This window comes from Actinocrispum wychmicini, from assembly GCF_004345645.1.
Lineage (GTDB): Bacteria > Actinomycetota > Actinomycetes > Mycobacteriales > Pseudonocardiaceae > Kibdelosporangium > Kibdelosporangium wychmicini.
Genome location: NZ_SLWS01000010.1, coordinates 54,746 through 78,387, shown reverse-complemented (window position 1 = coordinate 78,387; position 23,642 = coordinate 54,746). Strand labels below are relative to the sequence as shown.

Genomic DNA, 23,642 nt, shown 5'->3' with positions numbered 1-23,642 from the left:
AACGCCGCTCGCGTTTGTCCGATCCGCGCCCCTACACTGCGCTCCATGAGACTGCGGAACGTGCTGCTCGCGGGCCTGTTAGCCGGTGGCCTTGCCGTTGTACCCGTGGGCGCCGCGAGCGCCATCGGTGGTGGGAACACCCTCACTGTGATCGCCTACTTCAGCGACGGAAGCAAGCAGAACCTGGTCGGCCAGAAGTGGTGGGGATGCAGCGGCCAGGACGGCAACTGGGGCGCCACCACGCCGTACCTGACCTACTACTACCCGGCCTGCTGATCAGCCCCGCCGTTTCCGGAGGTAGTCGCTGACCACGGCGGCGCCCAACCCGTCCAGGTCCGGGTTGACCACCCGGCCGCCGCTGCGCCGGGCCACGATGTCCACAAAGGCCTCCAACTGGGGGTCCTCCCCCAACATGAACACCGACACCGACGCGCCCAGCCGGGCCAATTTGTCCACTTCGGACAGTGTCAGCCGCAGCGTCCGGGGCAGCGGCGGATAGTGGAACTCCGCTTCCCCGTCCGGTTCCAGGTGTGCGGTCGGCTCCCCGTCGGTCACCACGATCACCACCGGCTGGGCGTCCGGGTGCCGCCTGATGTGCCGCCCGGCCAACAACAACGCGTGGTGCAGGTTGGTGCCCTGCTCCCAGACACCTTCCATGGCGGTGAGTTCCGCGATGTCCACCGGCTGGGCGTGCCGGCCGAAGGTGATCAGCTCAAGGGCGTCGTTGCGGAACCGCGTCTGGACCAGGTGATGCAGGGCCAGCGCGGTTCGCTTCATCGGCAGCCAGCGGCCGTCCTGGACCATCGACCACGAGGTGTCCACGCACAACGCGACCGCCGCGCGCGATCGTTGTTCCGTCTCGACGACTTCCACGTCCTGCACGTCCAAAGTGACCGTGCCGCCGGCCGATGCCGTACGCAGCACGGCGTTCCGGACGGTACGGGAGACGTCCCACGGCTCGGTGTCGCCGAACTCCCAGGCGCGCGAGGAGCCCGTCGGTTCCCCGGCAGCGCCGGCGCGGGCTGTGTCCCGCTCGCCCCGACGTGCCGAGAGAGCGCGCACGACGTCCTTCAACGCCGTCTCACCCAGTCGACGCATCGCCTTGGGAGACAGGCGCAACGAGCCGTCCGGGGCTCGTTCCAGCAGGCCCTGGTTGCGCAGTTCCCGTTCCAGCTCGGCCAGGCGCCGGGCGTCGACCGCCGCCTCCGACCCCAGCTGGCGTTCCAGGGCCTCCAGGTCGATGTCCTCCAGGCGGGCACCGGGATACGACTGGGCCAGCTGCTCGGCCAACCCGTCCATCTCCGCGAGGTCCTGCATCACCTGCGCGGCTTCGCCCATTCCCAACGGGTTCTGGCCACGGAACCGGCCGGACGACGTCCAGTCCTCCCCCGGCCGCAACGCCTGCAACTGGGCGTCCAGCCGGGCGATCTCGCCGGCCAGGCGCGGGTCGCCGAACGCCTGCTGGATCAGTTCGCCCAGCTCGGCTCGTTGCTCCGCGGACATCGAGTTCATCATCCGCTGCGCCGCGGCCGCGCGGGCGGCCAGGGCGTCGATCAGCTCCTCGACGTTCCGCGGGTTCTCCGGGAAGAAGTCGCCGTGCTTGTTCATGAACTCGGTGAACTGGGCCTGGGTGTCGTCGCCTCGGGCGTGCGCGGCCAGCAGGTCGTTGAGATCCGACATCATCTCACGGATCCGCTCGACGTCCCGCGGGGTCGCGTTGGCCAGGGCCTGCTTCATGCCCTGGAACCGGGACTCCATCAGCTCCTGGCCCAGCAGGTCCTGGATCTTCTGGTACGCCTCCCGGGCCTGCGCCGACTGCCAGTCGTAGTTCGCCAGCTCCCGGACCTGGGCCGCGGTCCCGGTCGGCAGCGCGTCCAGCTGGGCCTCCCGGAACCGGGCGTCGTCCGACGGGTCCGGGAACAGCTGCCGTTTCTCCGCGTCCAGCGCCTCCTGCAGCAGCCGCTGGACCTCCTGCATCGTCCCGTCGAGACGGTTGCGCCGCTGCAGCCGCGACCGTTCCCGCCACAGTCGGCGCGTCATGTCGTCCAGGCCGCGGGTGCCGCGGACACCTTGGCGGAGCAACTCCTCCAGGGCGGATCGCGGCGACGAGCCCTCCATCACGTCCCGGCCGATCTGGTCGAGCGCCGCCCGGATGTCCACCGGCGGCGCCAGCGGATCCGGGCCGTCGTGCCAGGGGCGGTACTCGAAATTCGTCACGGCCCGTACACCGCCGTGCCGTCATCGGCGTCCTTCGCGACCCGCCGCGACAGGTACAACGACTCCAGAGCGAGCTCCACGGCCGCCGCTATCCGGCCCGGCGAGTCATGCGGGGACACCCCGAGCCGTTCCGCGACCTCGTGCAGCACAGGCAGTTCCGGCAACGCACCGAGGACCTCGGAGGCCGGGACCCGCTCGCCGGTGGTGACGATCCGGCCCTCGCTGATCGCGTCCTCCAACGGACCCAGATCCAGCCCGGCGAACGCGTTCCGGGCCGTCTCCGCGACCGCGACGCGTTGCAGGTGCACGAGATGGTCGATCTCGCGGCCTTCCTCGCCGGCCTCGAACTCCAGCTTGCCCTGCAGCACGGCGGGCACCGCGTCCAGGTCGATCGGCCGGGCCACCGCGGGCTCCTCGCCCGTGATCGCCGCCCGCCGAAGCGCCGCCGCCGCAAGGGTTTCCGCCGCCGCGACGGCGAACCGCGCGGACACGCCCGAGCGCTGGTCGATCGCGCTGGACTCACGGAGATTACGGACAAACCGGGCCACCACCTCGATCAGCGGGTCGCCCACCTCCGCCACCAGGTCGGCCTCCTGGCGGACCAGGTGCATCTCCGCGTTCACGTCCAGCGGGTAGTGCGTCCGGATCTCGGCGCCGAACCGGTCCTTCAGCGGCGTGATGATCCGGCCGCGGTTGGTGTAGTCCTCCGGGTTCGCGGTGGCGACCAGCAGCACGTCCAGCGGCAGCCGCATGGTGTAGCCGCGGATCTGGATGTCCCGCTCCTCCATCACGTTCAGCAGGCCGACCTGGATGCGCTCGGCCAGGTCCGGCAGCTCGTTCACGGCGATGATGCCGCGGTGCGCGCGCGGGACGAGTCCGAAGTGGATGGTCTCGGGGTCGCCGAGGCTGCGCCCCTGCGCGACCTTGACCGGGTCGACGTCGCCGATCAGGTCGCCGACCGACGTGTCCGGCGTGGCCAGCTTCTCGGTGTACCGCTCGCTGCGGTGGATCCAGCGGACCGGCAGGTCGTCGCCTTCCTCAGCGACCCGCCGGACGGACTCGGCGGTGATCGGCTCGAACGGGTGCTCGGCCAGTTCCGAGCCCTCGATCGCCGGCGTCCACTCGTCGAGCAGGCCGACAAGCGTCCGCAGCAGCCTGGTCTTGCCCTGGCCGCGCTCCCCCAGCAGAACGATGTCGTGCCCGGCCAGCAAGGCGCGCTCCAACTGGGGCAGCACAGTGCGGTCGAACCCGACGATCCCCGGCCACGGGTTGCGTCCCGCGCGCAACGCGGCCAGGAGGTTGTCCCTGATCTCGGCCTTGACGCCACGCACTCGACAGCCGGCGGCCCTGAGCTCACCGGCTGTGCGCGGCTGGTTCCCACGATTCACACGATCAAACTTACGTTGAAATCGTGTAATCGTCGATGTGGAGCAACTTCAGGTGCGATCCAGTTCGGCCATGGCCTCGGCCGGGAGTTCGAGGTCGGCGGCGGCGACGTTCTCACGCAGGTGCCCCACTGAAGACGTGCCCGGGATCAGCAGGATTGTCGGCGACCGCCGCAACAGCCAGGCCAACGCCACCTGCCGTGGTGTCGCATCCACACGCGCGGCCACGGCGTCGAGAACCTGGTGCTGCAGTGGCGAGAAACCGCCGAGCGGGAAGTACGGCACGTACGCGATGCCCTGCTCCGCGCAGATGTCCACGAGAGCGTCGTCTTCGCGGTGGGCGATGTTGTACTGGTTCTGCACGCACACGACCGGCGCGATGCGTTGTGCCTCGGCCAGGCGCAGCGCGCTCACCGTGCTGACCCCGAGGTGTCGGATCAGTCCTTTCTGCTGGAGTTCGGCGAGCGCGGTGAAGGATTCGGTGAGGGACTGGCCCGGGTCCATGATCCGCAGGTTGACGACGTCGAGCGCGTCCAGGCCGAGGTGGTCGAGGTTCTCGTGGACCGCGCTGACGAGCTCGTCCGGGGACAGCGCGGGCAGCCATGAGCGGTCCGGGCCGCGCAGGGCGCCGACCTTGGTCACGATGCGCAGGTCGTCCGGGTACGGGTGGAGGGCCTCCCGGATGAGCTCGTTCACGGTGTACGGGCCGTAGTAGTCGCTCGTGTCGATGTGGGTGATGCCCAGGTTCACCGCTTCGCGCAGGACCGCGACAGCCTCCTCGCGGTTGGTCGGCGGACCCCAGACGCCGGGGCCGGCCAACTGCATCGCGCCGAAGCCCATGCGGCTGAGCTGGAGGCCGTCCGCCATGGTCAGCGAGCCGCCGGGGTGTGCGTGGGACATGTGCTTCCTCTCCTGAGGCGGTCGGTACGCTTCGGGGGTGCCGTTTCCTTGTGCCACGTTCGCCGTGTGGGGGTCAGCATGGCTGCACGGCGTCGCCGCTCCTGATGATGCCCTCGACGCGCTCGCCGTGTGGGCCGAGGTACACGAGGTCGTCGCGGACGATGACGGCACCGCGACCGCCCTGGACCTGCCCGCGAAGGACGAGCGAGCCACGCAGCTCGCCGGCCTGCTGGCCGCGCTGCGCAAAGCCGGGGCGACCACCGCGCGGCTGGTGATCCCGGTCGCCGGGGACGTCCGCGGCCTCGGCGGTTCGCTGCCGCTGGCCCGTGAGGCCGTCCGCGCCGGCCAGGCCGTCGTGGTGGCCGAGGCGAACGTGGGAATCGTCCCGGACAACGTCGCCGAAGGCATCATCCGATGGACTGTTTTCGACCTGCCCAACCCGACGCCGGCCGAGCAGACGCCGTTGAGCGAGGCCGACCATGGCCTGTCGGCGGCGATGCGGGAGGCGGCGGGCACCCTCGCGTCGTTGGACCTGCACAGCAGCCGTCCCGGGGTACGTCAGGAGATCAAGGACCGGGCCGCCGTCGCCGCCCGCGCCCGGTGGCCGATCGGCATGCCGCAGAAGGCGTTGCGGGTGTTGCAGCGGGCCACCGAGGTCGCCGCCATCCTGGAGGTGGCGGCGGAGGACGACCCTGGTGGCGCGTTGTCGTCCTCCGCACAGCTACGACGCTCCGAAGCTCTCCGCCCGCTCGCCGACGCCGTCCGTGTCGCCCGGTGCGCCGCCATTGACGACGCCGTCCGTGCCCTGTCCGACCACGCCGGCCGGCACTGACGCCAGCCGCAGGCGGGTCTTGGCGACCTCGTCCGCGCCGATCGCGTCCAGGCCCAGCAGGGCAGCCCCGACGACCGGGGCGATGTCCACCACGCGGACCTGGGCCTGGGGCGCGACGGCGACACAGCGCTCGGCGATCTCGTCGATGACGGTGTGCCGTACGCCGGTGAGTACCCCACCGCCGAGCACGATAACCGGCGCCTCGGTGGTCATCTCCAACTTCCGCACGGTCACCGACGCCAACGTCACGACCTCGTCAACGAGGCGCTGCAGGATCTGCTCGGCCACCTCGTCACCCGTTTCAGCGACCTGGACCAGCACGGGTGACAGTTCGTGCAACACAGCCATGGGCAGGCCGCCGAAATGCAGCCGTTCGACGACCTCGAACAGGTCACGCACGCCGAAATGTTGCTCGATGGCCGGTTTCAGGGCCGTCGCGGGGCCGCGGCCGTCGGCGCAGCGGACCGCGGACCACAGTGCCTCCTCACCGAGATAACCCCCGCCGCCCCAGTCGCCGGAGATCCGGCCAAGCGCGGGAAACCGGTGGACCCGGCCGTCCGCGGCCACCCCGACGCAGTTGATCCCGGCGCCGCACACCACCGCCACCCCGACACCGTCGGACGTGCCGGCGCGCAGCAGCGCGAACGTGTCGTTGCCGACCACAATGGACTGCGACCAGCCGCGTTCGGTGATGGCCCGCTCGATGGCCTCCTCCTCTTTCGGCAGGTCGGCGCCAGCGAGGTAAGCCGCGGTGTGGGTGGCGAACGGCGGCGTCGCGGGCGCGCCCGCTTCCCTCGCCAGCTGTTCGAAGACCTCCAGACTCCGTTTCACGCCAACGGTCTGCGGCGACGCGCCGATGCCACGGGCATGGCCGAGGACCGCCCCCGAACCGTCAACAAGAAGGACATCCGTCTTGCTGTTACCACCGTCGATGGCGATGACAACGATGTCAGCGAAGTTCACACCCGCGTTCATACCCGCGCCCACGGCAGGTCGGCCCGGTTGGCGGCCACCAAGTCGTCGGCGAGCCGGTCGGCCGTGTCGTACTGGCCGATCAGCGGGTGCGCGAGCAGCGCGTCCGCGACCCGGTCCCGACCGCCCTTCAGCGCCGCCTCCAGCGCCAGGAACTCGTAGGCGGTGACGTGCGAGATCAGTCCGGAGAACCTCGGCTCGACCGGCCGGATCGGCAGCGGCCCCGCACCCGAACCGTCCACAGTGGCCGGTACCTCGATCACCGCGTCGTCCGGCAGGAACGGCATGGCGCCGTTGTTGCGCACGTTGACCACGTGCTCCTCCGGCTCGCCGCCCGCGGTCAGCGCGTGCACGAGCTGCACGGCCGCCTCCGAGTAGTACGCGCCGCCGCGCTTGGCCAGACTCTCCGGCTTGGTCACCACCGACGGATCGGCGTACAGCTTCAGCAGCTCGTTCTCCACCTCGATCACCACGTCGGCGCGCGGCGGGTTCTCCAGCTGCGACGCGTACACCTCGTCGTGCGCGTAGAAGTACCGCAGGTAGTACGAGGGAATCGCGTTCATCCGGCGCATCCACGGCAGCGGCGCGCCCAACTCCTCCGCGACCCGCTCGCCGAACTCGCCCAGCAGATCGCCAAGCCGCTCGACCGGACCGTCCGGAGTGGACACCGTGACCCCGCGCTCCCACGTGAGGTGGTTCAACCCCACGTGGTCCAGGCGGACGTCGTCGGTGCCCACCCCGAACCAGGCCGCGAACTTCCGCTGCAACCCGATGGCCACGTTGCACAGCCCGACCGCCTTGTGGCCGGCCTGCAGCAACGCCCGGGTGACGATGCCGACCGGGTTGGTGAAGTTGACGATCCAGGTGTCCGGCCCCGCCACCTCGCGGACGGTGTCGGCGATGTCGAGCACGACCGGGACCGTGCGCAGCGCCTTGGCCAGGCCGCCGGCCCCGGTCGTCTCCTGTCCGATGCAGCCGCACGCGTGCGGGAACGTCTCGTCCGACCGCCGGGCCTTCTGGCCGCCGACCCGCAACTGCAACAGCACGGCCGACGCGCCTTCCACGCCCTGCCGCAGATTGGACGTGGTCAGCACCTTCGCCGGGTGCCCGGCATGGTCCAGCAGCCGCTGGCAGAACGGGCCGACGACCCGCAACCGGTGGGTGTCCGGGTCGACCAGCACTATCTCGTCGACGTCCAGGCTGGCCCGGCGCCCGGCGATCCCGTCAACGAGCTCTGGCGTGTACGTGGACCCGCCACCCACGACGGTCAGTCTCATGCTTAACCCTTCACTCCCGTGAACGTGATGCCCTTGACGAACGACTTCTGCGCGAAGACGAACAACACGATCGCGGGCGCCATGGTGATCACCGTCGCCGCCATCGTGAGGTTCCACTCCACGTGGTGCATGCCCCGGAACGACGCGATCGCCAGTGACAACGTCCAGTTGTCCTGCACCTGGGCGGTGTACATCAACGGCCCGAAGTAGTCGTTCCAGGTGTAGAGGAAGCAGAACATCGCCGCGGCCGCGATGCCCGGCTTCGCCATCGGGACCAGCACCCGGTACAGCACCTGGAACTCCGAGCAGCCGTCCATCCGGGCCGCGTCCAGGTAGTCCTTGGGGATGGTCAGGAAGAACTGGCGCAGCAGGAAGATGCTGAACGCGTCGAACAGGAAGTACGGCGCGATCAACGGAACCAGCGTGCCGGTGAGGCCCATCCGGACCCACATGTCGAACAGCGGCACGATGACCACCTGCGGCGGCAGCATCATCGCCGCCACCACGGCCATGAACGCCCAACTCTGCCCGCGCCACTTGAGCTTCGCCAACGCGTACGCCGCCGGGATGGCCGACAGCAGCACGCCGAGGGTCGCCAGCAGCGAGTACGTCATGCTGTTGAGCAGGTACGACAGCATCGGCGCCTTCTCGAACACCTTGACGAAGTTCTCGAAGTGCCACTCGGTCGGCCACCAGCTCGACGTCATCGCCTGGTCGCTCTTCATCACCGACGTGAGCACCACGAAGATCACCGGCAGGGTGAACATGACGCCCATGGCCAGGCCGATGGCGTGCACGGCGACCCAGTTGAGGGTCTTGTTCCAGTTGCGCTTGCGGCGCGCGAGCACCGGCGAGCCGCCGGTGCGCTGGGGCGCGAGGGTGGCGGTGGTCACAGTTCCTCCACATGGGACGCTCGGCGCAGCTGCCGGACCAGGATCGCGGTGAACGCCAACGACACCACGAAGAGCAACACGGCCATCGCGGCCGCGTACCCCATGTTCGAGTACCGGAAGCCCTGCACGTACAGCCAGACCGGGTACGTCAGCGTCGAGTTCTGTGGCGCGCCGATGAACTTGGTGTTGCCGGCGACGTCCGCGTTGCCGGACGCGGCCGCGCCGGCGACCACGGCCTGCGTGAAGAACTGCAGCGCGAAGATCATCGAGTTGACGATCCCGAACAGCAGCACCGGCGAGATCGACGGCAGCGTGATGTGCCAGAACCGGCGGACCGGACCGGCGCCGTCCAGCGCCGCCGACTCGTGCAGCTCCGGCGGCACGTCCAGCAACGCCGCCAGGACGATGATCATCAGGTCGCCGGACGCCCACAGCACCAGCAGGGTCAGCGACGGCTTGGACATGCTCGGATCGTTGAACCACAGCCCGCCGTTGATGCCCAGCCAGCGCAGGAACCGGTTGACCGGCCCGAACTCCGGGTTGAACACGAACACGAACACCAGCGTCGCCGCGGCCGGCGGCGCCAGCGCGGGCAGGTAGCACAGGGTCCGGATCAGTCCGAGGCCCCGGCGCAGCCGGGCGATGACCGACGCGGTGCCGAGCGAGAAGATCACCCGGCACACCGTGAGCACGATGACCAGCCACAGCGTGTTGTACGCGGCCGTGCCGATCAGCGGCTCGGTGGTGAACATGCGGACGTAGTTGTCGAACCCGATCCACTGTGGAGCGTTGATCAGGTCGTACCGGGTGAACGAGAAGTACACCGTGGCGACGAGCGGGTAGCCGAAGAAGATCACGAACCCGAGAATCGCCGGGCTCAGGAACCCCAACACCACCCACTTGCGACGGGAGCGGACCCGTGCCAGCCCCTTGGCGGGGGCCGGCGACGAGTCCGTTCGCGTGGGTTGCAGCGTGGCAGTCATCGTGATGGCTCTTACTTGCCTTGCTTCTGTGCCAGCGCGTCGTTGATCTGCGCGTCGACCTGTTTCAGGCCGGCCTCGAGATCCGGCACGCTGCCGGCCACCCACTTCTCAGCGAAGTCGTTGACCGCCTTGAGGTGCGCGTCACCGATGGCCGTGGACGGCTTGGTGACCAGCTTGCCGCTGCCGTACAGGTCCAGGAACGTCTGGAACTGCGGCGACTTCTGCAGGTTCGGCGAGTTCAGCGACGCGAGCGTGCTGGGCAGGTTGTGGATGCCGTTGGCGATCTGCACCAGCACATCGGTGTCTAGGGCCATGTGCTTGACCAGTTCCCAGGACGCGCCGGGGTTCTTCACACCCTTGGGGATGGCGATGATGGTGCCGGTGACCAGGCCGCCGCCGTACATGCTGGCGTTCGAGGCGGACATGGGCGCGGGCGCGGTGCCGTAGTTCAGGTCCTTCGCCTGGTCGGCGATGAACGCGGTCCGGTACTCACCGTCGTACGCGATCGCCAGCTTGCCCTTCTGGAAGCCGTTGTCCGCCGAGTACTCGTCGCCGAGGCCGGACTTGAACTGCTCCAGCTTGTCCTTGCCGTAGAAGTCCACCAGCTTCTTCTGGAACTCGAACATTTCTTTCCACTGTGGACTGCCGGCCAGCCCGGACTTGCCGTCCGGACCGAGGAACTTCGCGCCGAACGACGGCGCCCACACCTCGGCCAGGTTGCCGTAGAACGGCATGGTCGGGATGAAGCCGGCCACCTTGATCGAGCCGTCCGGGTTGAACTTGGTCAGCTTCTTGGCGTCCTCGAACAACTCGTCCATGGTCTTCGGCGGGCCGGCGATACCGGCCGCGGCGAAGTAGTCCTTGTTGTAGTAGAGGCCGAACGCGTCCGCCAGCATCGGGAACGCGCAGCGCTTGCCGTTGAACTCGGTGTACTGCCTGACCGCCTCCGGCAGCTGGTTCAGGTCGACCTTGTCCCGGTCCACGTAGGGCTTGAGGTCCTGGAACGCGCCGCTCTGGCACCAGTTGCCCAGGTTGTCGGTGTAGAACGAGATCGCCACGTCCGGCGGGTTGCCCGCCTGGATGGACTGGGTCAGCTTGTCGTCGTCCTGGTTGCCCTGGTGGTCGATCTCGATGTTCGGGTACTTCTTGCTGAACGTCTTCATGGCGTCGGTGACCGCGTTGAACTCCCGGTCGGTGAACTTGGAGTACACCACGAGCTTGAGCTTGTCGTCCTTGCCAGGCGCGGCGCCGAGCTGCTCACCGCTGGCTCCACCACCACCCCCACCGCCGGCCGCGCCCGAACAGGACGCGACGAGTAACGCCACCGAGGCCAGCAGCACTCGAAGGGAGGTCTTGCGCATGAGCCCTCCTGGAACTCATCAGGGACACATTCTTTATGCGTCAGCGGGACTGACTACCTGCCGGCGCGACGGTTCGGTGATGTGGCCGGTGAGTCCGAACACCTGCTCCCGGACCACCGCGAGGGCGGAGTGCAACGCGCCCGCTCGTACGGCATTGACGCCGAGCGCGCTGAACGCCACGGGTGTGCGGGGTACCACCATGCTCCGCAGCTCCGTACTGATCAACCGGCACAGGGTCTCCCCGCCCGCGAGGCCGGTCTTTCCGCACAGCAGCACCAGTTCCGGGTCCATCACGCTGACCAGTCCGGCGACGCCGGTGGCGACCCGGCGGGCCAGGTCGGTGAGGAACGGTTCCCCCTGCTGCTGTCCGGAAGCCATGAGTTGGACCGCCCTGGTCACCGCGGTCCAGCCGTTGCGCGCGGCGATGCCGTGCGCCTTGGCCAGCTTCACCACCGACGGCGAGCTGACCAGGTCACCGAACCGGGTCCCGGTCGGTGGGATCCCGGTGTCGGCGGCGGCCCGGTCAGGCACGTACATCCAGTCGATCTCGCCCGCGCCGCCGGTGGCACCGCGCACCAGCTTGCGGTCCATCACGATCGCGCCACCGATGCCCTGGTCCAGCCAGACCATCACGAAGTTGCGCGTCTCGACCGCGATGCCGGCGGACATCTCCTCCAGTGCCACCAGGTTCACGTCGTTCTCGATGCTGACCGGCACCCCGATCTCGTCGGTGAGCCGGCCGGGCATGTCGAAGCCCTCCCACGCCGGCATGTGCGGCGCCAGCCACAGGTGCCCGGTGCGTGGGTTGACCGCGCCGGGCGCGCCGACAATGACGTGCGTCAGGTCTTCCACGGTCCGCCCGGCCATCTCGCACGCGGTGACCACAGCCTGGCGGAACCCGCCGACCACCTCGTCGGCGGTGCCCCGCGCGGACTGCGGGTGTAGGTACTCGGCCAGGGTCGCGCCGGACACGTCCGCGATCACGACGTCCAGGCCACGCGGGGTCAGGTCGACGGCGGCGATGTTCGCGATCGACCCGTTCACCGCCCACAGCTGAGCCCGCGGGCCACGGCCGCCGCCCCGCAGGCCCTCGCGGACGACGACACCCTCCTCCTCAAGCCGGGCCAACAGCTGCGCGGTCGCCGGCTTGGACAGGCCGATGGCGTACTCCAGCTCAGACCGCGTCAACGGACCATCACGCAACAGCGCGTCGATGGCCGCGCGATCGTTGATCTCGCGAAGCAGCCGCGGACTCCCGGCTCTCACTCGGCTCTCCCGGTCAATTGGGGCAAAATTAATCTGGTAACTTCCCAGACGATTTGAGGTGACGCTAGTCACCAGCATGAGATTGGTCAAGACCAGTAACCAAGGAGAGATCTGCCACCAGCGGCAACGGGCGCACCCGCCCGGGTTACGGCAAGTACTGGCGGACGAAGGCCACGCGTTCGGCGACGCTCACCTTCGGCAGGATGATCGGCTCGTAGCCGTGCTCGATGTACGCGCTCGCGATGGCTTCGTGGGTACGCAGGACCTCGTCGAAGCCGTGGGTGCGTTCCTCGTCGTTGACGTAGATCTCCGGCCACGGCGGCGCGACGAAGACACGCGTGTGGTAGCGGTACATGTTCGTCGCCGCGATGACGTACGGCGGTACCGACAGGCCGATCAGCCGGTGGTAGCCGATCAGGTCCGGGATGCCCCGGTCGAACAGCACCACCCCGGACAGCTGGGTGGCCTCGCGGTACGAGCGGACCTCCCAGGACAGCATGATCTCCGCGAACAGCTCGGGGTCGACCTGGTGCAACGCGCGGCCGCCGATGGTCATCTGGTCGCGGATGATCTCCCTGGCGGCCTCCGGGACGCAAGCGTAGCCCAGACTTCGCAACGCGTTGATCAGCGTCGTCTTGCCACCGCCCGCGACGCCGGTGATGATCACGAACCGGTTCAAGGGCGGGTGACTCGCTCGCAACAGCCCACCGCGCAGGGGGCGCCGTTGACCGTGCAGCCGGCGGCGGGCATGGTCGAGAGCTTGCGCGGCTCGACCCCGTCGGTGTGTTCGCGGACCAGTTCGACGACCAGGTCGGCGAACCTCGGGTCGCTGGACGGGGTGCCCGCGCGGGCGAACAGCATGCCCAGTTCGGCGGCTTTCTCGGCGGCCTCGTTGTCCAGGTCCCAGATCACTTCGAGGTGGTCGCTGACGAACCCGACCGGGCACACCGCGACCGCGCCGACCCCCTGGGCGCTCAGCGCCTCAATGTGGTCCACGATGTCCGGGTCGAGCCACGGGATCCGCGGCGGGCCGGACCGGGACTGCCACACCACGTCGTACTCGGCGACCCCGACCTTGCCAGCGACGAGCCGCGCCGCCTCGGCGATCTGACGCGAGTACCGCCTGCCGCCCTCGTCCGGCGGGCCGGCCGCGTTGTCCGCGGCAAGGGGCACGGAGTGCGCGGTGAACACCAGCCGGGCGTCGTCCGGCAAGGTCACGAGCGCGCCGCGTACAGCGTCTGCGAACGCCTCGACGAACAGCGGATGGTCGAAGAACTGGCGGACTTTCACCAGTTCAGGCGCATCGGGAACGGCCGCACGCGCGCGGATGATGTCCTCGTCGTACTGCCGACAGGCCGAGTAGCCGCCGTACGCGCTCGTCGGGAACACGAGCGCGCGCTTCACGCCGTCGGCCGCCATCCGCGCGACAGTGTCCTCCACCATCGGATGCCAGTTGCGGTTGCCGAAGTACACTGGGAGCTTCATGTCCCGGGCCGCCAACTCGCCCTCGACCGCGGCGATCGCGTCCCGGTTCAGCTCGTTGATCGGTGAGACGCCGCCGAAGTGCTGGTAGTGCTGCTCGACCTCGTCGAGCCGCTCCGGCGGCACACCCCGGCCACGGGTCACGTTCTCCAGGAACGGCCGGACATCCGCGGGCCCCTCCGGCCCACCGAAGGACAGCCACAGCAGTGCGTCGACGCTCACCCTGCCCATCCTGGCACCTGTCACATTCCTACGGCGTGGAAGCCTCCGTCAACCCAGACCATCGACCCCGTCGTGGCAGGCAGCCAGTCGGACAGCAAGGCGCACACCGACTTCCCCACCGGCTCCGGGTCGTCGACCTTCCAACCCAGCGGCGCGCGCGGGCCCCACTGCTCCTCGATGTCCTTGAACCCCGGGATCGACTTGGCCGCCATGGTCCGGACCGGGCCGGCCGCGACCAGGTTCACCCGCACGTGCTTCGGGCCGAGTTCCTTGGCCAGGTACCGGGTGGTGGACTCCAGGCCGGCCTTGGCCACGCCCATCCAGTTGTACGCGGGCCACGCCTGGCGTGCGTCGAAGTCCATGCCCACGACCGACGCGCCCTCGCTGAGCAGCGGCAGCACGGACTTGGTCAGCGACATGAACGAGTACGTGGAGACGTGCAGGGTCGTGGCCACGTCCTCCCACGGCGCCTCCAGGAACGGGTTGCCCAGGCAGGACGCGGGCGCGAACCCGATCGAGTGGACCACGCCGTCCAGGCCGTCCACGTGCTCGCGGACCTTGTCGGCCAGCCCGGCCAGGTGGTCGGAGTTGCTCACGTCCAGCTCGATCACCGGCGCCGGCTCGGGCAGCCGCTGGGCGATCCGCTCGACCAGGCTGAGCCGGCCGTACCCGGTCAGCACGACCTTCGCGCCCTGTTCCTGGGCGATCCTGGCCACGCTGAACGCGATGGAACTGTCGGTGATCACGCCCGTGATCAGCAGCCGCTTGCCTTCGAGCAGTCCGCTCACTCTTGTCTCCTCCAGAAAGTGGTGTCAGTGGCCCATGCCGAGGCCGCCGTCGACGGGGATCACGGCACCGGTGATGTACGCGGCGGCGTCCGAGGCCAGGAACGTGACCGCCCCGGCGATCTCCGCGGTGTCGGCGTACCGGCCGATCGGGACCTGCGCCAGGATCTCCTTCTTGCGGTCCTCGGACAGCACGGCCGTCATCTCGGTGGCCACGAAGCCGGGCGCGACCACGTTCGACGTGATGTTCCGGCTGCCCAGCTCGCGGGCCATCGACCGGGCGAACCCGACCAGGCCGGCCTTGCTGGCCGCGTAGTTCGCCTGCCCGGCGCTGCCCATCAGGCCGACGACCGACGAGACGAAGATCATCCGGCCCCAGCGCTTCTTCAGCATGCCGCGGGACGCCCGCTTGGCGACCCGGAACGCGCCCGTCAGGTTCGCGTCGAGCACCCGGGTGAACTGGTCCTCGCTCATCCGCATCAGCAGCGTGTCGTCGGTGATGCCGGCGTTGGACACCAGCACCTCCACCGGCCCGTGCGCCGCCTCGATGTCCGCGAACGCCTGGTCGACCTGTTCGGTGTCGGTGACGTCGCACTTGACGCCAAGCAACCCCTCGGGGACCTCGGCCCCCCGGTGGGTGACCGCCACCTTGTCGCCTTGGTCGGCGAACGCGCGGGCGATCGCCAGCCCGATGCCCCGGTTACCGCCAGTGATCAATACCGACCGTGCCACGCGTTTCTCCTCGCTGTCTCCCGCGCGCACAATCTACTGGCCCGCGTTCCCCAAGGTAGGGCTAGCCCCCCAACAAACTGGCTGTTCAGCACCATAGGGACAGCACCACCGCTGGCAATAGCGTCAGGACCAACAAACATGTGACCAAGGATTTGGGGACGGTGTAGTCATGGTGCGCCTGACGTTGCGGACGCTGCGCTACCGCAAGGGGGGTTTCGTCGCCACGTTCATCGCGTTGTTCCTCGGCGCGATGATCGTGATGGCGTGCGGTGGGCTGATGGAGACCGGCATCAGGACGGCCATTCCGACGCACCGGTTCGCCGGCGCGGACATCGTGGTGACCGGTGACCGGCACTACGAGCTGCCGAAGCGCGACCCCGCCGACGAGGAGGAGGACACCGAGAGGGCGTTGCTGTCCGAGCAGGTCGCGCTCGACCCCGGGCTGGTCGGGAAGCTGGCCGGGGTCTCCGGCGTGGCCCGTGCGGTCGGGGACGTGTCGTTCCCGGCGTACGTCAACGGGACGTCGACGACCGGGCACGGCTGGGAGTCGGCCCAGCTGGCGCAGGGGTCGTTGACCGGCGCCGAACCGCGGGCCGGGCAGGTCGTGCTGGGGTCCGGCCAGGTCGGCGACCAGGTGTCGATCTCGGTGCGCGGCGAGACGCGGCAGTACACCGTGTCCGGGGTCTTCCCCCAGGACGGGATCTACTTCGCCGCGTCGGACGCGACCCGGCTGGGCAAGCTGACGTCGATCGGGCTGACGGTGACCAACGGCACGGACGTGTCCGACCTGGCGTCACAGATCAAGAAGACGTTCACGGTCTCGGCGCTGACCGGTGAGGACCGCGGCGCGGCGGAGTACCCGGCGGCGTTGAAGAGCAGCGAGCTGCTGATCACGATCGCCGGCGTGTTCGGCGGGTTCGCCGTGATGGTCCTGATGATGGTCGTCGCCAGCACCCTCGGCCTGTCGATCCGCCAGCGCAAACGGGAGATCGCGCTGCTGCGGGCGATCGGGACGACGCCGCGGCAGGTCCGGCGGATGGTGTTCTTCGAGGCCCTGGTGCTGTCGGTGCTGGCGACGGCGGCGGCGTGGATCCCGGGCTCGCTGGTGGGCCGGTGGCTGTTCACGCAGTTCGCCGGCAAGGGCGTGGTCGACTCGGTGATCGAGTTCCACCAGGGCTGGATCCCGTCGGTCGTCGGGGTCGGCGCCGCCATCCTCACGTCCCAGGTCGCGGCCATGGCGGCGGCCCGACGCGCCGCACAGACCCGACCGACCGAGGCGCTCGCCGAGGCCGCCGTGCAGCGCAAGTGGCTCACGCCGTTCCGGGCCATCGCGGGAACGTTGTGCTGCCTGGGTGGGCTCGCGTTGGCGATCGTCACGGTCACGGCCATGCACGGCCCGATCGCCGCGTCCACCGCGGGCCCGGCAGTGCTGTTGTGGGCGTTCGCCTTCTCCCTGCTCGCTCCCGGTGTCAGCCGGGTGGTCCTGGCCGTGCTGAAGTGGCCGGTCCGTGCGCTGTCGTCGGTCCCCGGGTCGCTGGCGTTGAGCAACGCCAAGGTCCGCCGGATCCAGCTGGCCGCGGCGATCGCGCCGGTGATGCTCGCCTCCGGGTTCGCCCTGGCGCAGATCTACATCCAGACCACGTCCGTCAAAGCCTCTCAGGAGGCGTACGACCGGAGCCTGCGGGCGGACTTCGTGCTGCAGTCGACGTCTGGCGGCTTCTCCCCCGACGTCGTGGCGCAGCTGCGGGCCACGCCGGGAGTCACCGCGGCCTCGGCGTGGGTGACCAGCACGGGCTACGTGGACGCGCCGTACGACTCGAAGCAGGGTGACGACGGCCTGGCGCTGCAGGGCGTCACGGCCTCCGGCGCGTCCGCGCTGACCGCGGTCGACCTCGCCTCCGGGTCGCTGGACTCGTTGACCGGCAACACAGTCGCGCTGCCCGCCAGGCACGCGGAGGCGATGAAGCGGGGCATCGGCGACACGGTCACCATGCGGTTCGGGGACGGCCGGACGGTCGACACCAGGATCGTGGCCCTGCTCAACGAGGACCAGGCGTTCGAGACCGCGCTGCTCCCGGCGCAGCTCGTCGCCGAGCACACCGACACCGGCGCGGCCACCCGGATCATGGCCCGCGGCTCCGCCGCCAACGTGCACGTCCCGAACGCGCAGGTGGTGGACCGGTCGGTGCTGACCGCGAGTTACGCCGAGGACCAGCGGACCAGCGCGTGGATCAACTACCTGCTGGCCGGGCTGATCGTGCTGTACACGGCGATCACCGTGATCAACACCCTGGTGGTGGAGACCGCGGACCGGCGCCGCGAGTTCGGGCTGCTGCGGCTGTCCGGCGCCCGGCGCGGTCAGGTGATGCGGATGGCCGGCGTGGAGGGCGCGCTGATCGCGGTCACCGGCCTGGTGCTCGGCACCGCGATCTCGGCCGGCTCGCTGGTGCCGTTCGCCATCTCCGCCCGGGGTTCGGTGCTCCCGGACGGTCCACTGTGGATCTTCCTGGTGGTGGCCGGGGCGGTCGGTCTGCTCACCATGGCGGCCACCCTCGTGCCAGCCTGGATCGCCACCAGGCAACGACCGGTGGACACCGTCGTGGCCCCGTAGCGTTACGAGATCAGGCGGCCCGCCCGGAGTCCGGGCGGGCCGCCTGCCTCATTGATGCGACTTTCTGCTGCCGTACAGGCCGCCGACGATGCCGACCAGGACGACGGCGGTGCCCAACTGGAGCAACAGCTCGATCCAGTCGATGCCCTTGGTGTCCGCGACATGCAGCCACCGGGCGATCCCGGTGCCGATGAACGCGGCGACGACGCCGACCACGATGGTTAGCCAGATGGGGATGTTCTGCTTGCCGGGCAGGATCAGCCGGGCCAGCGCACCGATGATCAGGCCGATCACGATCGCGCCTATGACCGATTGGATCGTCATGCCACACGCTCCTGGGATACGGACCGCAACTGGTTCCTACGGTCTCAGGAATGCCCGTTTTCGGCACGTTGAAACCATCAAACATCACCCGTGCAGTTGCCGGTACCGGGCCGCGGCGCCCGGGTGCAGGGGGACGCCGACCGTACCGATCAGCGTCCTGGGGTCCAGGAACTGGGTGCCGACGGCCTGCTGGGGCACGAGCTGCGCGGCCCGCTTGACCAGCACGGACACCACCGACCCGGCCACGTCGTCGGGCAGGTTCGGGGTGCAGACCAGCAGGTTGGCCACGCCGGCGGTGCGGATGTCCCGCACCTGCTGGTACGCGCCAGGCGGCACCAGGACCGACTCGTAAACCGGGCCGTAGGCCAGCCGCAGCTTCTGGGTGACGTCCTCGAGGGACACCAGCAGGATGCCGATCCGGCTGTCCAGGTCGGCCAGGGCCGGCGTGGGCAGCCCACCCGACCAGAGCAGCGCGTCGATCCGCCGGGCGGTGAGCGCGGCGACCGCGTCGGCCAGCGGGAGGTGCTCCACCTGGGGCCGGCTGCCGGACGCGGCCAGCAGCCGCTCGCCGAACAAAGCGGCGCCCGATCCGGCGGCGCCGAACGACACTGTACGTCCGGCCAGGTCCGCGACTGTCCGAACGGGACCATCCTTTCGCACCACGAGCTGCATGTAGTTCTCGTACACCCGGCCAAGTGCCAGCAACGGCACGGGTGTCGTGAAGGGACGGCCACCGGCGATCGCCGTCAGGGCGGTGTCGGCAAGGACGAGCGCCAGGTCGGCCTTGCCGGTGCTGAGCATGCCCAGGTTCTCGACGCTGGCCTCGGTCGCGGCGGCCGTGCAGCGCAGCCCGACGTCCGCCTGGTTGACCTGATCGGCCAGGAGCTTGGCGAAGGCGAGGTAGAAGCCGCCTTCCTCGCCGGCCGCGACCGTGAGCGAACGGTCGTCGCCGGCGCCGCACGCGACCAGCGCGGGCACGCTGAGCAGCAGTGACCTTCTGGTGATCAAGCTTCTCATGGTCACGGCGCCTCCACCGGCAGCGACACGTGCACCACGAGGCCGTGCGGGTGCGCGGCCCCGATCGCGATCTTCCCGCCCCGGGCGGTGACCAGCCGTTCGGCGATCGCCAGCCCGAGACCGGTGCCGCCCGCGCCGGCCCGCGCGGACCGCCAGAACCGTTGGGTGGCACGCGCGCGGTCCTCCGGCGGCAGACCCGGACCACTGTCCGAGACCGTGATCGTCGCCGTCCCGTTCTCCACCCGTGCGGTCATCGCCACCCGCGCGCCCCGGCCCGCGTACTTGATCGCGTTGTCCAGCAACACGTCCAGCACCTGCGCCAGTTCGCCCTCGGGCATCGCGACCCGCGCTTCGTCCATAATGGACACCTGCGGGATGTCGACCCCGGCGGCCTCGGCGGACGCCTTCCACGCGTCGGCACGCTCCCACAGCAGGGCCGCCACATCACACCCGGAGTCGTCGGCCAGCCGCACGTTCTCCGCGGTGGCCAGCGCGAACAGGCCGTCCAGCAACGACTCCATCCGTTCGACCTCGGTCACGCAGCCGCGGTAGGTGGTCGTCCCGGCCGGCGTCACCTGGTCGGCCAGCGAGTCCACCCGCAGCCGCAACGCCGCCATCGGGTTGCGCATCTGGTGGGACGCGTCCGCCACGAGCCGTCGTTGCTGCTCGGCGGCCTCGTCGACCGCGTCGGACATACGGTTGAACGACGCCCCCAACGTCCGCAGCTCCTTCGGCCCCGCCTTCGCGGGCACGTGCGTCCGCCGCCTCCCCGCGGCCAGTGCGCGCACGCCGTGTTCCAACTGCGCCAACGGCTTCAGTACCCATCGGGACAGCACAAAAGCCAGCAGCACGAACAGGAACGCCGCGACCAACGCCCCCAGCACGATCACCAACCAGTCCTGCGCCACGGCCGCGGCGGCGGCCGAGACGGACGCGCGCATCACCACGGCGCCCGCGACCCGCGTGCCCGCGCCGACCGGACGCGTCAGCAGCACATATCCGCTGGACCAAGGCCGCAGTTCGGCGACCTCCGGACCTGGCTGGTTACGCAGCGCCCCGTCGATCAACGGCTCCAGCGCGGGGTCGTCCGCGCTCAGACCGCCCGCCGCGACGAGCTGCGTGCGCCGCGCGTCCACGACGAGCACAGCTTCGCCGTACAGGTTGCTGTACGCCTGCACCTCTGACGCCAGTTGCCCGAGGTCGCCGGATTCGCCGGCCTGTTGGGCCAGCGCGGCGAACCGGTCCATCTCGCTGGTCCGTTCGATCACCAGCGCCTGGGTGCGGGTCGACGCCGTGCTCGCCAGCAGCGGCCCGGCGAACGCGGCGACGGCGGCGGCGGACAGCACGAGCAGCACCACCAGCAGGCGTGTCCGCACGTCAGCCGTCCAGCCGGTATCCGAAGCCCCGGATGGTGGTCAACAGGCCGGGCCGGTCGAGCTTGCCACGCAGCGACGCGACGTGCACGTCCAACGCGCGGGACAGCCCGACGCCCACGTTGCCCCACACCTCGAACATCAACGTCTGCCGGCTGACCGCGGTGCCGGCCTGGCCGGCCAGCACCGCGAGCAGGTTGAACTCCATCGTGGTCAACGGCACGACCCGGTCGCCCGCGGTGACCCGCCGCGCGCCGAGGTCGATCTCCACATCGGACACCCGCACCACCCTCGTGTGGTGTTCCTCCTGGGCCTGGGCGGCCCGCCGGGTGATGGTGTCCATCCTCGCCAGCAGTTCGGCCAGCCGGACCGGCTTGACCATGTAGTCGTCCGCGCCGATCTTCAGCCCGCGGACCACTGACCGTTCGTCACCGCGCGCGGTGAGCACGAGGATCGGCACGTCCGCGATGGCCTTGAGCATCCGCAGCACGTCCATGCCGTCGTGGTCGGGCAACCCGAGGTCCAGCAGCACCACGTCGACGCCCTGATGCCTGGTCAACGCGTCCGCGCCCCTGGTCACCCTGGTCGGCACGTGCCCACGCGCGGCCAGCGCCTCGGTCAGCGCGTCACCCACACCGTCGTCATCCTCGACGAGCAGCACCCTCATGTTCCAACTCCGATGCAGAAGAAGTCTCGCGCATCGTCCAGTACACGACGAGCGAAACCAGGATGCACGCCGACACGTACCAGTAGAACAGTGTCTCGACCCCAGCCTGCTTCAACCCGAGCGCGACGTACTCCGCCGTCCCCCCGAATATGGCGACGGTCAGCCCGTACGGCAACCCCACCCCCAACGCGCGGATCCCGGTCGGGAACAGTTCGGCCTTCACGATCGCGTTGATCGACGTGTACCCGGTGACGATCGACAAGGCGACCGTCATCAGCAGGAACGCCACGACCGGGTTCTTCGTGTGCGACAGCAGGGTCAGCAGCGGCACGGTGACGACGGTGCCGGCGATCCCGAAGAACATCAACAGCGGACGTCGGCCGACCCGGTCGGACAGTTTGCCGGCGAGCGGCTGGATGCCCATGAACACGGCCAGCGCGATGAAGTTGATCCAGGTGACCGTGGTCTTGTCGATGTGGCTGGTGTTGACCATGAACTTCTGCAGGTAGGTGGTGTACGTGTAGAACGCGACCGTGCCGCCCAGGGTCAGCCCGAACACGATCAGGCATTCCTTCGGGTACTTGAGCAGCAGCCGCAGCGTGCCGTCCTCCGCAGTCCTGGTCCGGTTCTGGAAGCTCTCGGACTCGTCCATGGTGCGGCGCAACCACATGACGGCGACCGCGCCGACCGCGCCGACCCCGAACGCGATCCGCCATCCCCAGGTGGTCAGCTGATGGTCGGTCAACACCTGCTGCAACACGATCTGCAGGGCCAACGCGATGAGCTGCCCGGAGATGAGGGTGACGTACTGGAAGCTCGAGTAGTAGCCGCGTTTCCCCCGGCTGGCCACTTCGGACAGATAGGTGGCGGAGGTGGCGTACTCCCCACCGACCGAAAGCCCCTGCAACAACCGGGCGATCACCAGAATGACCGGCGCGGCCACCCCGATGGTCCCGTACCCGGGAGTGACCGTGATGATCAACGACCCGAGCGCCATCAGCGTGACGGACAACGTCAACGCGGTCCGGCGCCCGAACCGGTCGGCGAACCGGCCCAACACGTATCCACCGATCGGCCGCATGAGGAACCCGACCGCGAAGATCCCGGCCGTGTTGAGCAATTGTGCGGTCTGGTCACCGGACGGAAAGAACGTGCTGGCGAAGTAGATGCTGAACGCGGTGTAGGCGTACCAGTCGTACCATTCGATCAGGTTCCCGATCGACCCGCGAATGACGTTCCGGACAACCCGGCGCTCCCCGGACTGGGCGACAACTGCCATCGGACCTCCTTGTCACGTGACCCCACCACACTCCCGGCCACCCAGCGCCACGGACAAGACCAGTGCCCAACTCCTAACATCCGCTTAGGAAAGTCACCACCAGGCGCCGATCGTCGCCTGGTCCTTGTGGGTCTCCACGGTCACGGCACGCAGGTGATCCACGTCGGTGAGATCCGCGCCGCTGAAGTCCGCTCTGGAGAGATCCGCGCCGCTCAGCAGTGCGCCGTTGAGATGTGCGGCGTAAAGACTGGCGCCTTGCAGGAGTGCCTCGATGAGGTTCGCGTTTTCAAGGCGCGCCTCGCCGAGAGCGGCCTTGGACAGGTCCACCCGGAGCAGGCGGGCGTTGAGCAGGTTGGCACCGCTGAGTTTGGCGCCGGCGAGGTTGGCGCGCGTCAGGACCGCGTCCCGTAGGTCGGCGAATTCCATTGCCGCGCCGGACATGTGGGTGCGGACCAGGTTGGCTCCCACCAGGTTCGCGCCAGTCAGGTCGACCTTGTCCAGGCAGGTGTTGGCCAGGTCGATGTGGGCGTTACCGTCGTGAGTCGCATCACGGCGCCCCAGGACGGTCAGGGCGGCTTGCACGTCCGGCGCGACCGGCCGCTGCGGACAGGCGGCGCCCGGCCCCTGGGCCTCGACGGGGGTTTCCACGCTGGTGCGGACGAACGCACTGAGGACCTCGATGATCGTGGGCTGGTCCCGCGGCGAGTCGCGGGCCAGGCGTTCCAGCGCGTAGACGCCGCCCAGCCGGACCTGCAGGTGGTCGTCCCCGCGTTGGCCGATCTGCTCCACGGCCTTGCTGTAGCGGTCGGTGACCTGCCCTTGCTCGGCCACGGCGTTCTGCGCCTGCGCGATGCCCACCTGGTCCCGGGTCGCGTTGAGGGACAGGCCGGTGAAGATCAACGCACCGACCGCGGTCACCACGGTCACCGCCGAGGTGATGGCCGTCCAGTTCACCGGGCGCCGCTGTCGACGTGCCACAGGTCGCAGCCCGCGTCGCGCACGGCGCCCACCTACGAACACCCCGGTGGGCACGAGCCTGCGACGTGGCACAGTCATGCCGCCAT

General features: G+C 69.3%; 22 protein-coding genes. 3 read left to right on the top strand and 19 right to left on the bottom strand.

Features of this window, described 5'->3' with window-relative positions:
* Positions 1-45: 45 nt before the first annotated feature.
* On the top strand, positions 46-276 hold the full coding sequence (locus EV192_RS37935; protein WP_132123471.1) for a DUF6289 family protein: 231 nt from the start codon (positions 46-48) through the stop codon (positions 274-276).
* Here the strand turns inward: EV192_RS37935 and EV192_RS37930 are convergent, their stop codons facing one another.
* From EV192_RS37930 to EV192_RS37920, 3 genes are read right to left on the bottom strand one after another with little or no spacing between them, the layout of a single operon-like run.
* On the bottom strand, positions 277-2,217 hold the full coding sequence (locus EV192_RS37930; protein WP_132123470.1) for a vWA domain-containing protein: 1,941 nt from the start codon (positions 2,215-2,217) through the stop codon (positions 277-279).
* Positions 2,214-3,605 (bottom strand): ATP-binding protein, encoded by a 1,392-nt coding sequence (locus EV192_RS37925; protein WP_132123469.1) that lies wholly within the window; start codon positions 3,603-3,605, stop codon positions 2,214-2,216. Before EV192_RS37925 ends, EV192_RS37930 begins: the two co-directional genes overlap by 4 nt.
* A 48-nt stretch (positions 3,606-3,653) precedes the next feature.
* Positions 3,654-4,502: an oxidoreductase gene (locus tag EV192_RS37920; RefSeq protein WP_132123468.1), complete on the bottom strand. Its 849-nt coding sequence runs from the start codon at positions 4,500-4,502 to the stop codon at positions 3,654-3,656.
* 37 nt (positions 4,503-4,539) lie between these two features.
* Here EV192_RS37920 and EV192_RS37915 point away from each other — a divergent pair, with 37 nt between their 5' ends.
* Entirely contained in the window at positions 4,540-5,334 is a 795-nt protein-coding gene (locus EV192_RS37915; protein ID WP_132123467.1) for a hypothetical protein, read from the top strand.
* Here the strand turns inward: EV192_RS37915 and EV192_RS37910 are convergent.
* From EV192_RS37910 to fabG, 10 genes are all read right to left on the bottom strand, one after another.
* Positions 5,224-6,309, bottom strand: coding sequence for an N-acetylglucosamine kinase (locus EV192_RS37910; protein WP_132123466.1), 1,086 nt, complete (start codon positions 6,307-6,309; stop codon positions 5,224-5,226). The two genes, EV192_RS37915 and EV192_RS37910, sit on opposite strands and share 111 nt — an antisense overlap.
* On the bottom strand, positions 6,306-7,583 hold the full coding sequence (locus EV192_RS37905; protein WP_132123465.1) for a 6-phospho-beta-glucosidase: 1,278 nt from the start codon (positions 7,581-7,583) through the stop codon (positions 6,306-6,308). Before EV192_RS37905 ends, EV192_RS37910 begins: the two co-directional genes overlap by 4 nt.
* Before the next feature lie 2 nt (positions 7,584-7,585).
* A complete protein-coding gene (locus tag EV192_RS37900) occupies positions 7,586-8,359 on the bottom strand; it encodes a carbohydrate ABC transporter permease (RefSeq protein ID WP_132123747.1) in 774 nt (257 codons plus the stop codon).
* A 113-nt stretch (positions 8,360-8,472) separates the two neighbouring features.
* Positions 8,473-9,459 carry a carbohydrate ABC transporter permease gene (locus EV192_RS37895; RefSeq protein WP_132123464.1) on the bottom strand — a complete coding sequence of 329 codons (987 nt, stop codon included), beginning with the start codon at positions 9,457-9,459 and terminating at the stop codon, positions 8,473-8,475.
* Between the two features lie 11 nt (positions 9,460-9,470).
* The gene (locus EV192_RS37890) at positions 9,471-10,820 is read right to left on the bottom strand and encodes an ABC transporter substrate-binding protein (RefSeq protein WP_132123463.1); all 1,350 of its coding nucleotides are present in this window, start codon (positions 10,818-10,820) and stop codon (positions 9,471-9,473) included.
* Between the two features lie 33 nt (positions 10,821-10,853).
* The gene (locus EV192_RS37885) at positions 10,854-12,086 is read right to left on the bottom strand and encodes an ROK family transcriptional regulator (protein ID WP_424923420.1); all 1,233 of its coding nucleotides are present in this window, start codon (positions 12,084-12,086) and stop codon (positions 10,854-10,856) included.
* Positions 12,087-12,231: 145 nt separating this feature from the next.
* Positions 12,232-12,765 carry an AAA family ATPase gene (locus EV192_RS37880; RefSeq protein WP_132123462.1) on the bottom strand — a complete coding sequence of 178 codons (534 nt, stop codon included), beginning with the start codon at positions 12,763-12,765 and terminating at the stop codon, positions 12,232-12,234.
* Positions 12,762-13,790, bottom strand: coding sequence for a ferrochelatase (locus EV192_RS37875; RefSeq protein ID WP_132123461.1), 1,029 nt, complete (start codon positions 13,788-13,790; stop codon positions 12,762-12,764). The genes EV192_RS37880 and EV192_RS37875 overlap by 4 nt, the downstream gene beginning before the upstream one ends.
* A gap of 20 nt (positions 13,791-13,810) precedes the next feature.
* The gene (gene fabI / locus EV192_RS37870; protein ID WP_132123460.1) at positions 13,811-14,578 is read right to left on the bottom strand and encodes an enoyl-ACP reductase FabI; all 768 of its coding nucleotides are present in this window, start codon (positions 14,576-14,578) and stop codon (positions 13,811-13,813) included.
* Between the two features lie 24 nt (positions 14,579-14,602).
* Positions 14,603-15,307: a 3-oxoacyl-[acyl-carrier-protein] reductase gene (fabG, locus tag EV192_RS37865; protein ID WP_132123459.1), complete on the bottom strand. Its 705-nt coding sequence runs from the start codon at positions 15,305-15,307 to the stop codon at positions 14,603-14,605.
* A gap of 169 nt (positions 15,308-15,476) precedes the next feature.
* Between fabG and EV192_RS37860 the strand changes: the two genes are divergently transcribed.
* Positions 15,477-17,918 carry an FtsX-like permease family protein gene (locus tag EV192_RS37860; RefSeq protein WP_132123458.1) on the top strand — a complete coding sequence of 814 codons (2,442 nt, stop codon included), beginning with the start codon at positions 15,477-15,479 and terminating at the stop codon, positions 17,916-17,918.
* 48 nt (positions 17,919-17,966) lie between these two features.
* Here the strand turns inward: EV192_RS37860 and EV192_RS37855 are convergent, their stop codons facing one another.
* From EV192_RS37855 to EV192_RS37830, 6 genes are all read right to left on the bottom strand, one after another.
* Positions 17,967-18,242: a GlsB/YeaQ/YmgE family stress response membrane protein gene (locus tag EV192_RS37855; protein ID WP_132123457.1), complete on the bottom strand. Its 276-nt coding sequence runs from the start codon at positions 18,240-18,242 to the stop codon at positions 17,967-17,969.
* Between the two features lie 84 nt (positions 18,243-18,326).
* Positions 18,327-19,259, bottom strand: a complete 933-nt coding sequence (locus EV192_RS37850) for a TAXI family TRAP transporter solute-binding subunit (protein ID WP_132123745.1) — start codon at positions 19,257-19,259, stop codon at positions 18,327-18,329.
* A gap of 2 nt (positions 19,260-19,261) precedes the next feature.
* Positions 19,262-20,635, bottom strand: a complete 1,374-nt coding sequence (locus EV192_RS37845; protein WP_132123456.1) for a sensor histidine kinase — start codon at positions 20,633-20,635, stop codon at positions 19,262-19,264.
* 1 nt (position 20,636) lies between these two features.
* A complete protein-coding gene (locus tag EV192_RS37840; RefSeq protein ID WP_132123455.1) occupies positions 20,637-21,299 on the bottom strand; it encodes a response regulator transcription factor in 663 nt (220 codons plus the stop codon).
* The gene (locus EV192_RS37835) at positions 21,274-22,578 is read right to left on the bottom strand and encodes an MFS transporter (protein WP_132123454.1); all 1,305 of its coding nucleotides are present in this window, start codon (positions 22,576-22,578) and stop codon (positions 21,274-21,276) included. The genes EV192_RS37840 and EV192_RS37835 overlap by 26 nt, the downstream gene beginning before the upstream one ends.
* 93 nt (positions 22,579-22,671) lie before the next feature.
* Complete coding sequence (locus tag EV192_RS37830; protein ID WP_132123453.1) at positions 22,672-23,634, bottom strand: pentapeptide repeat-containing protein; 963 nt, start codon at positions 23,632-23,634, stop codon at positions 22,672-22,674.
* Between the last annotated feature and the right edge of the window lie 8 nt (positions 23,635-23,642).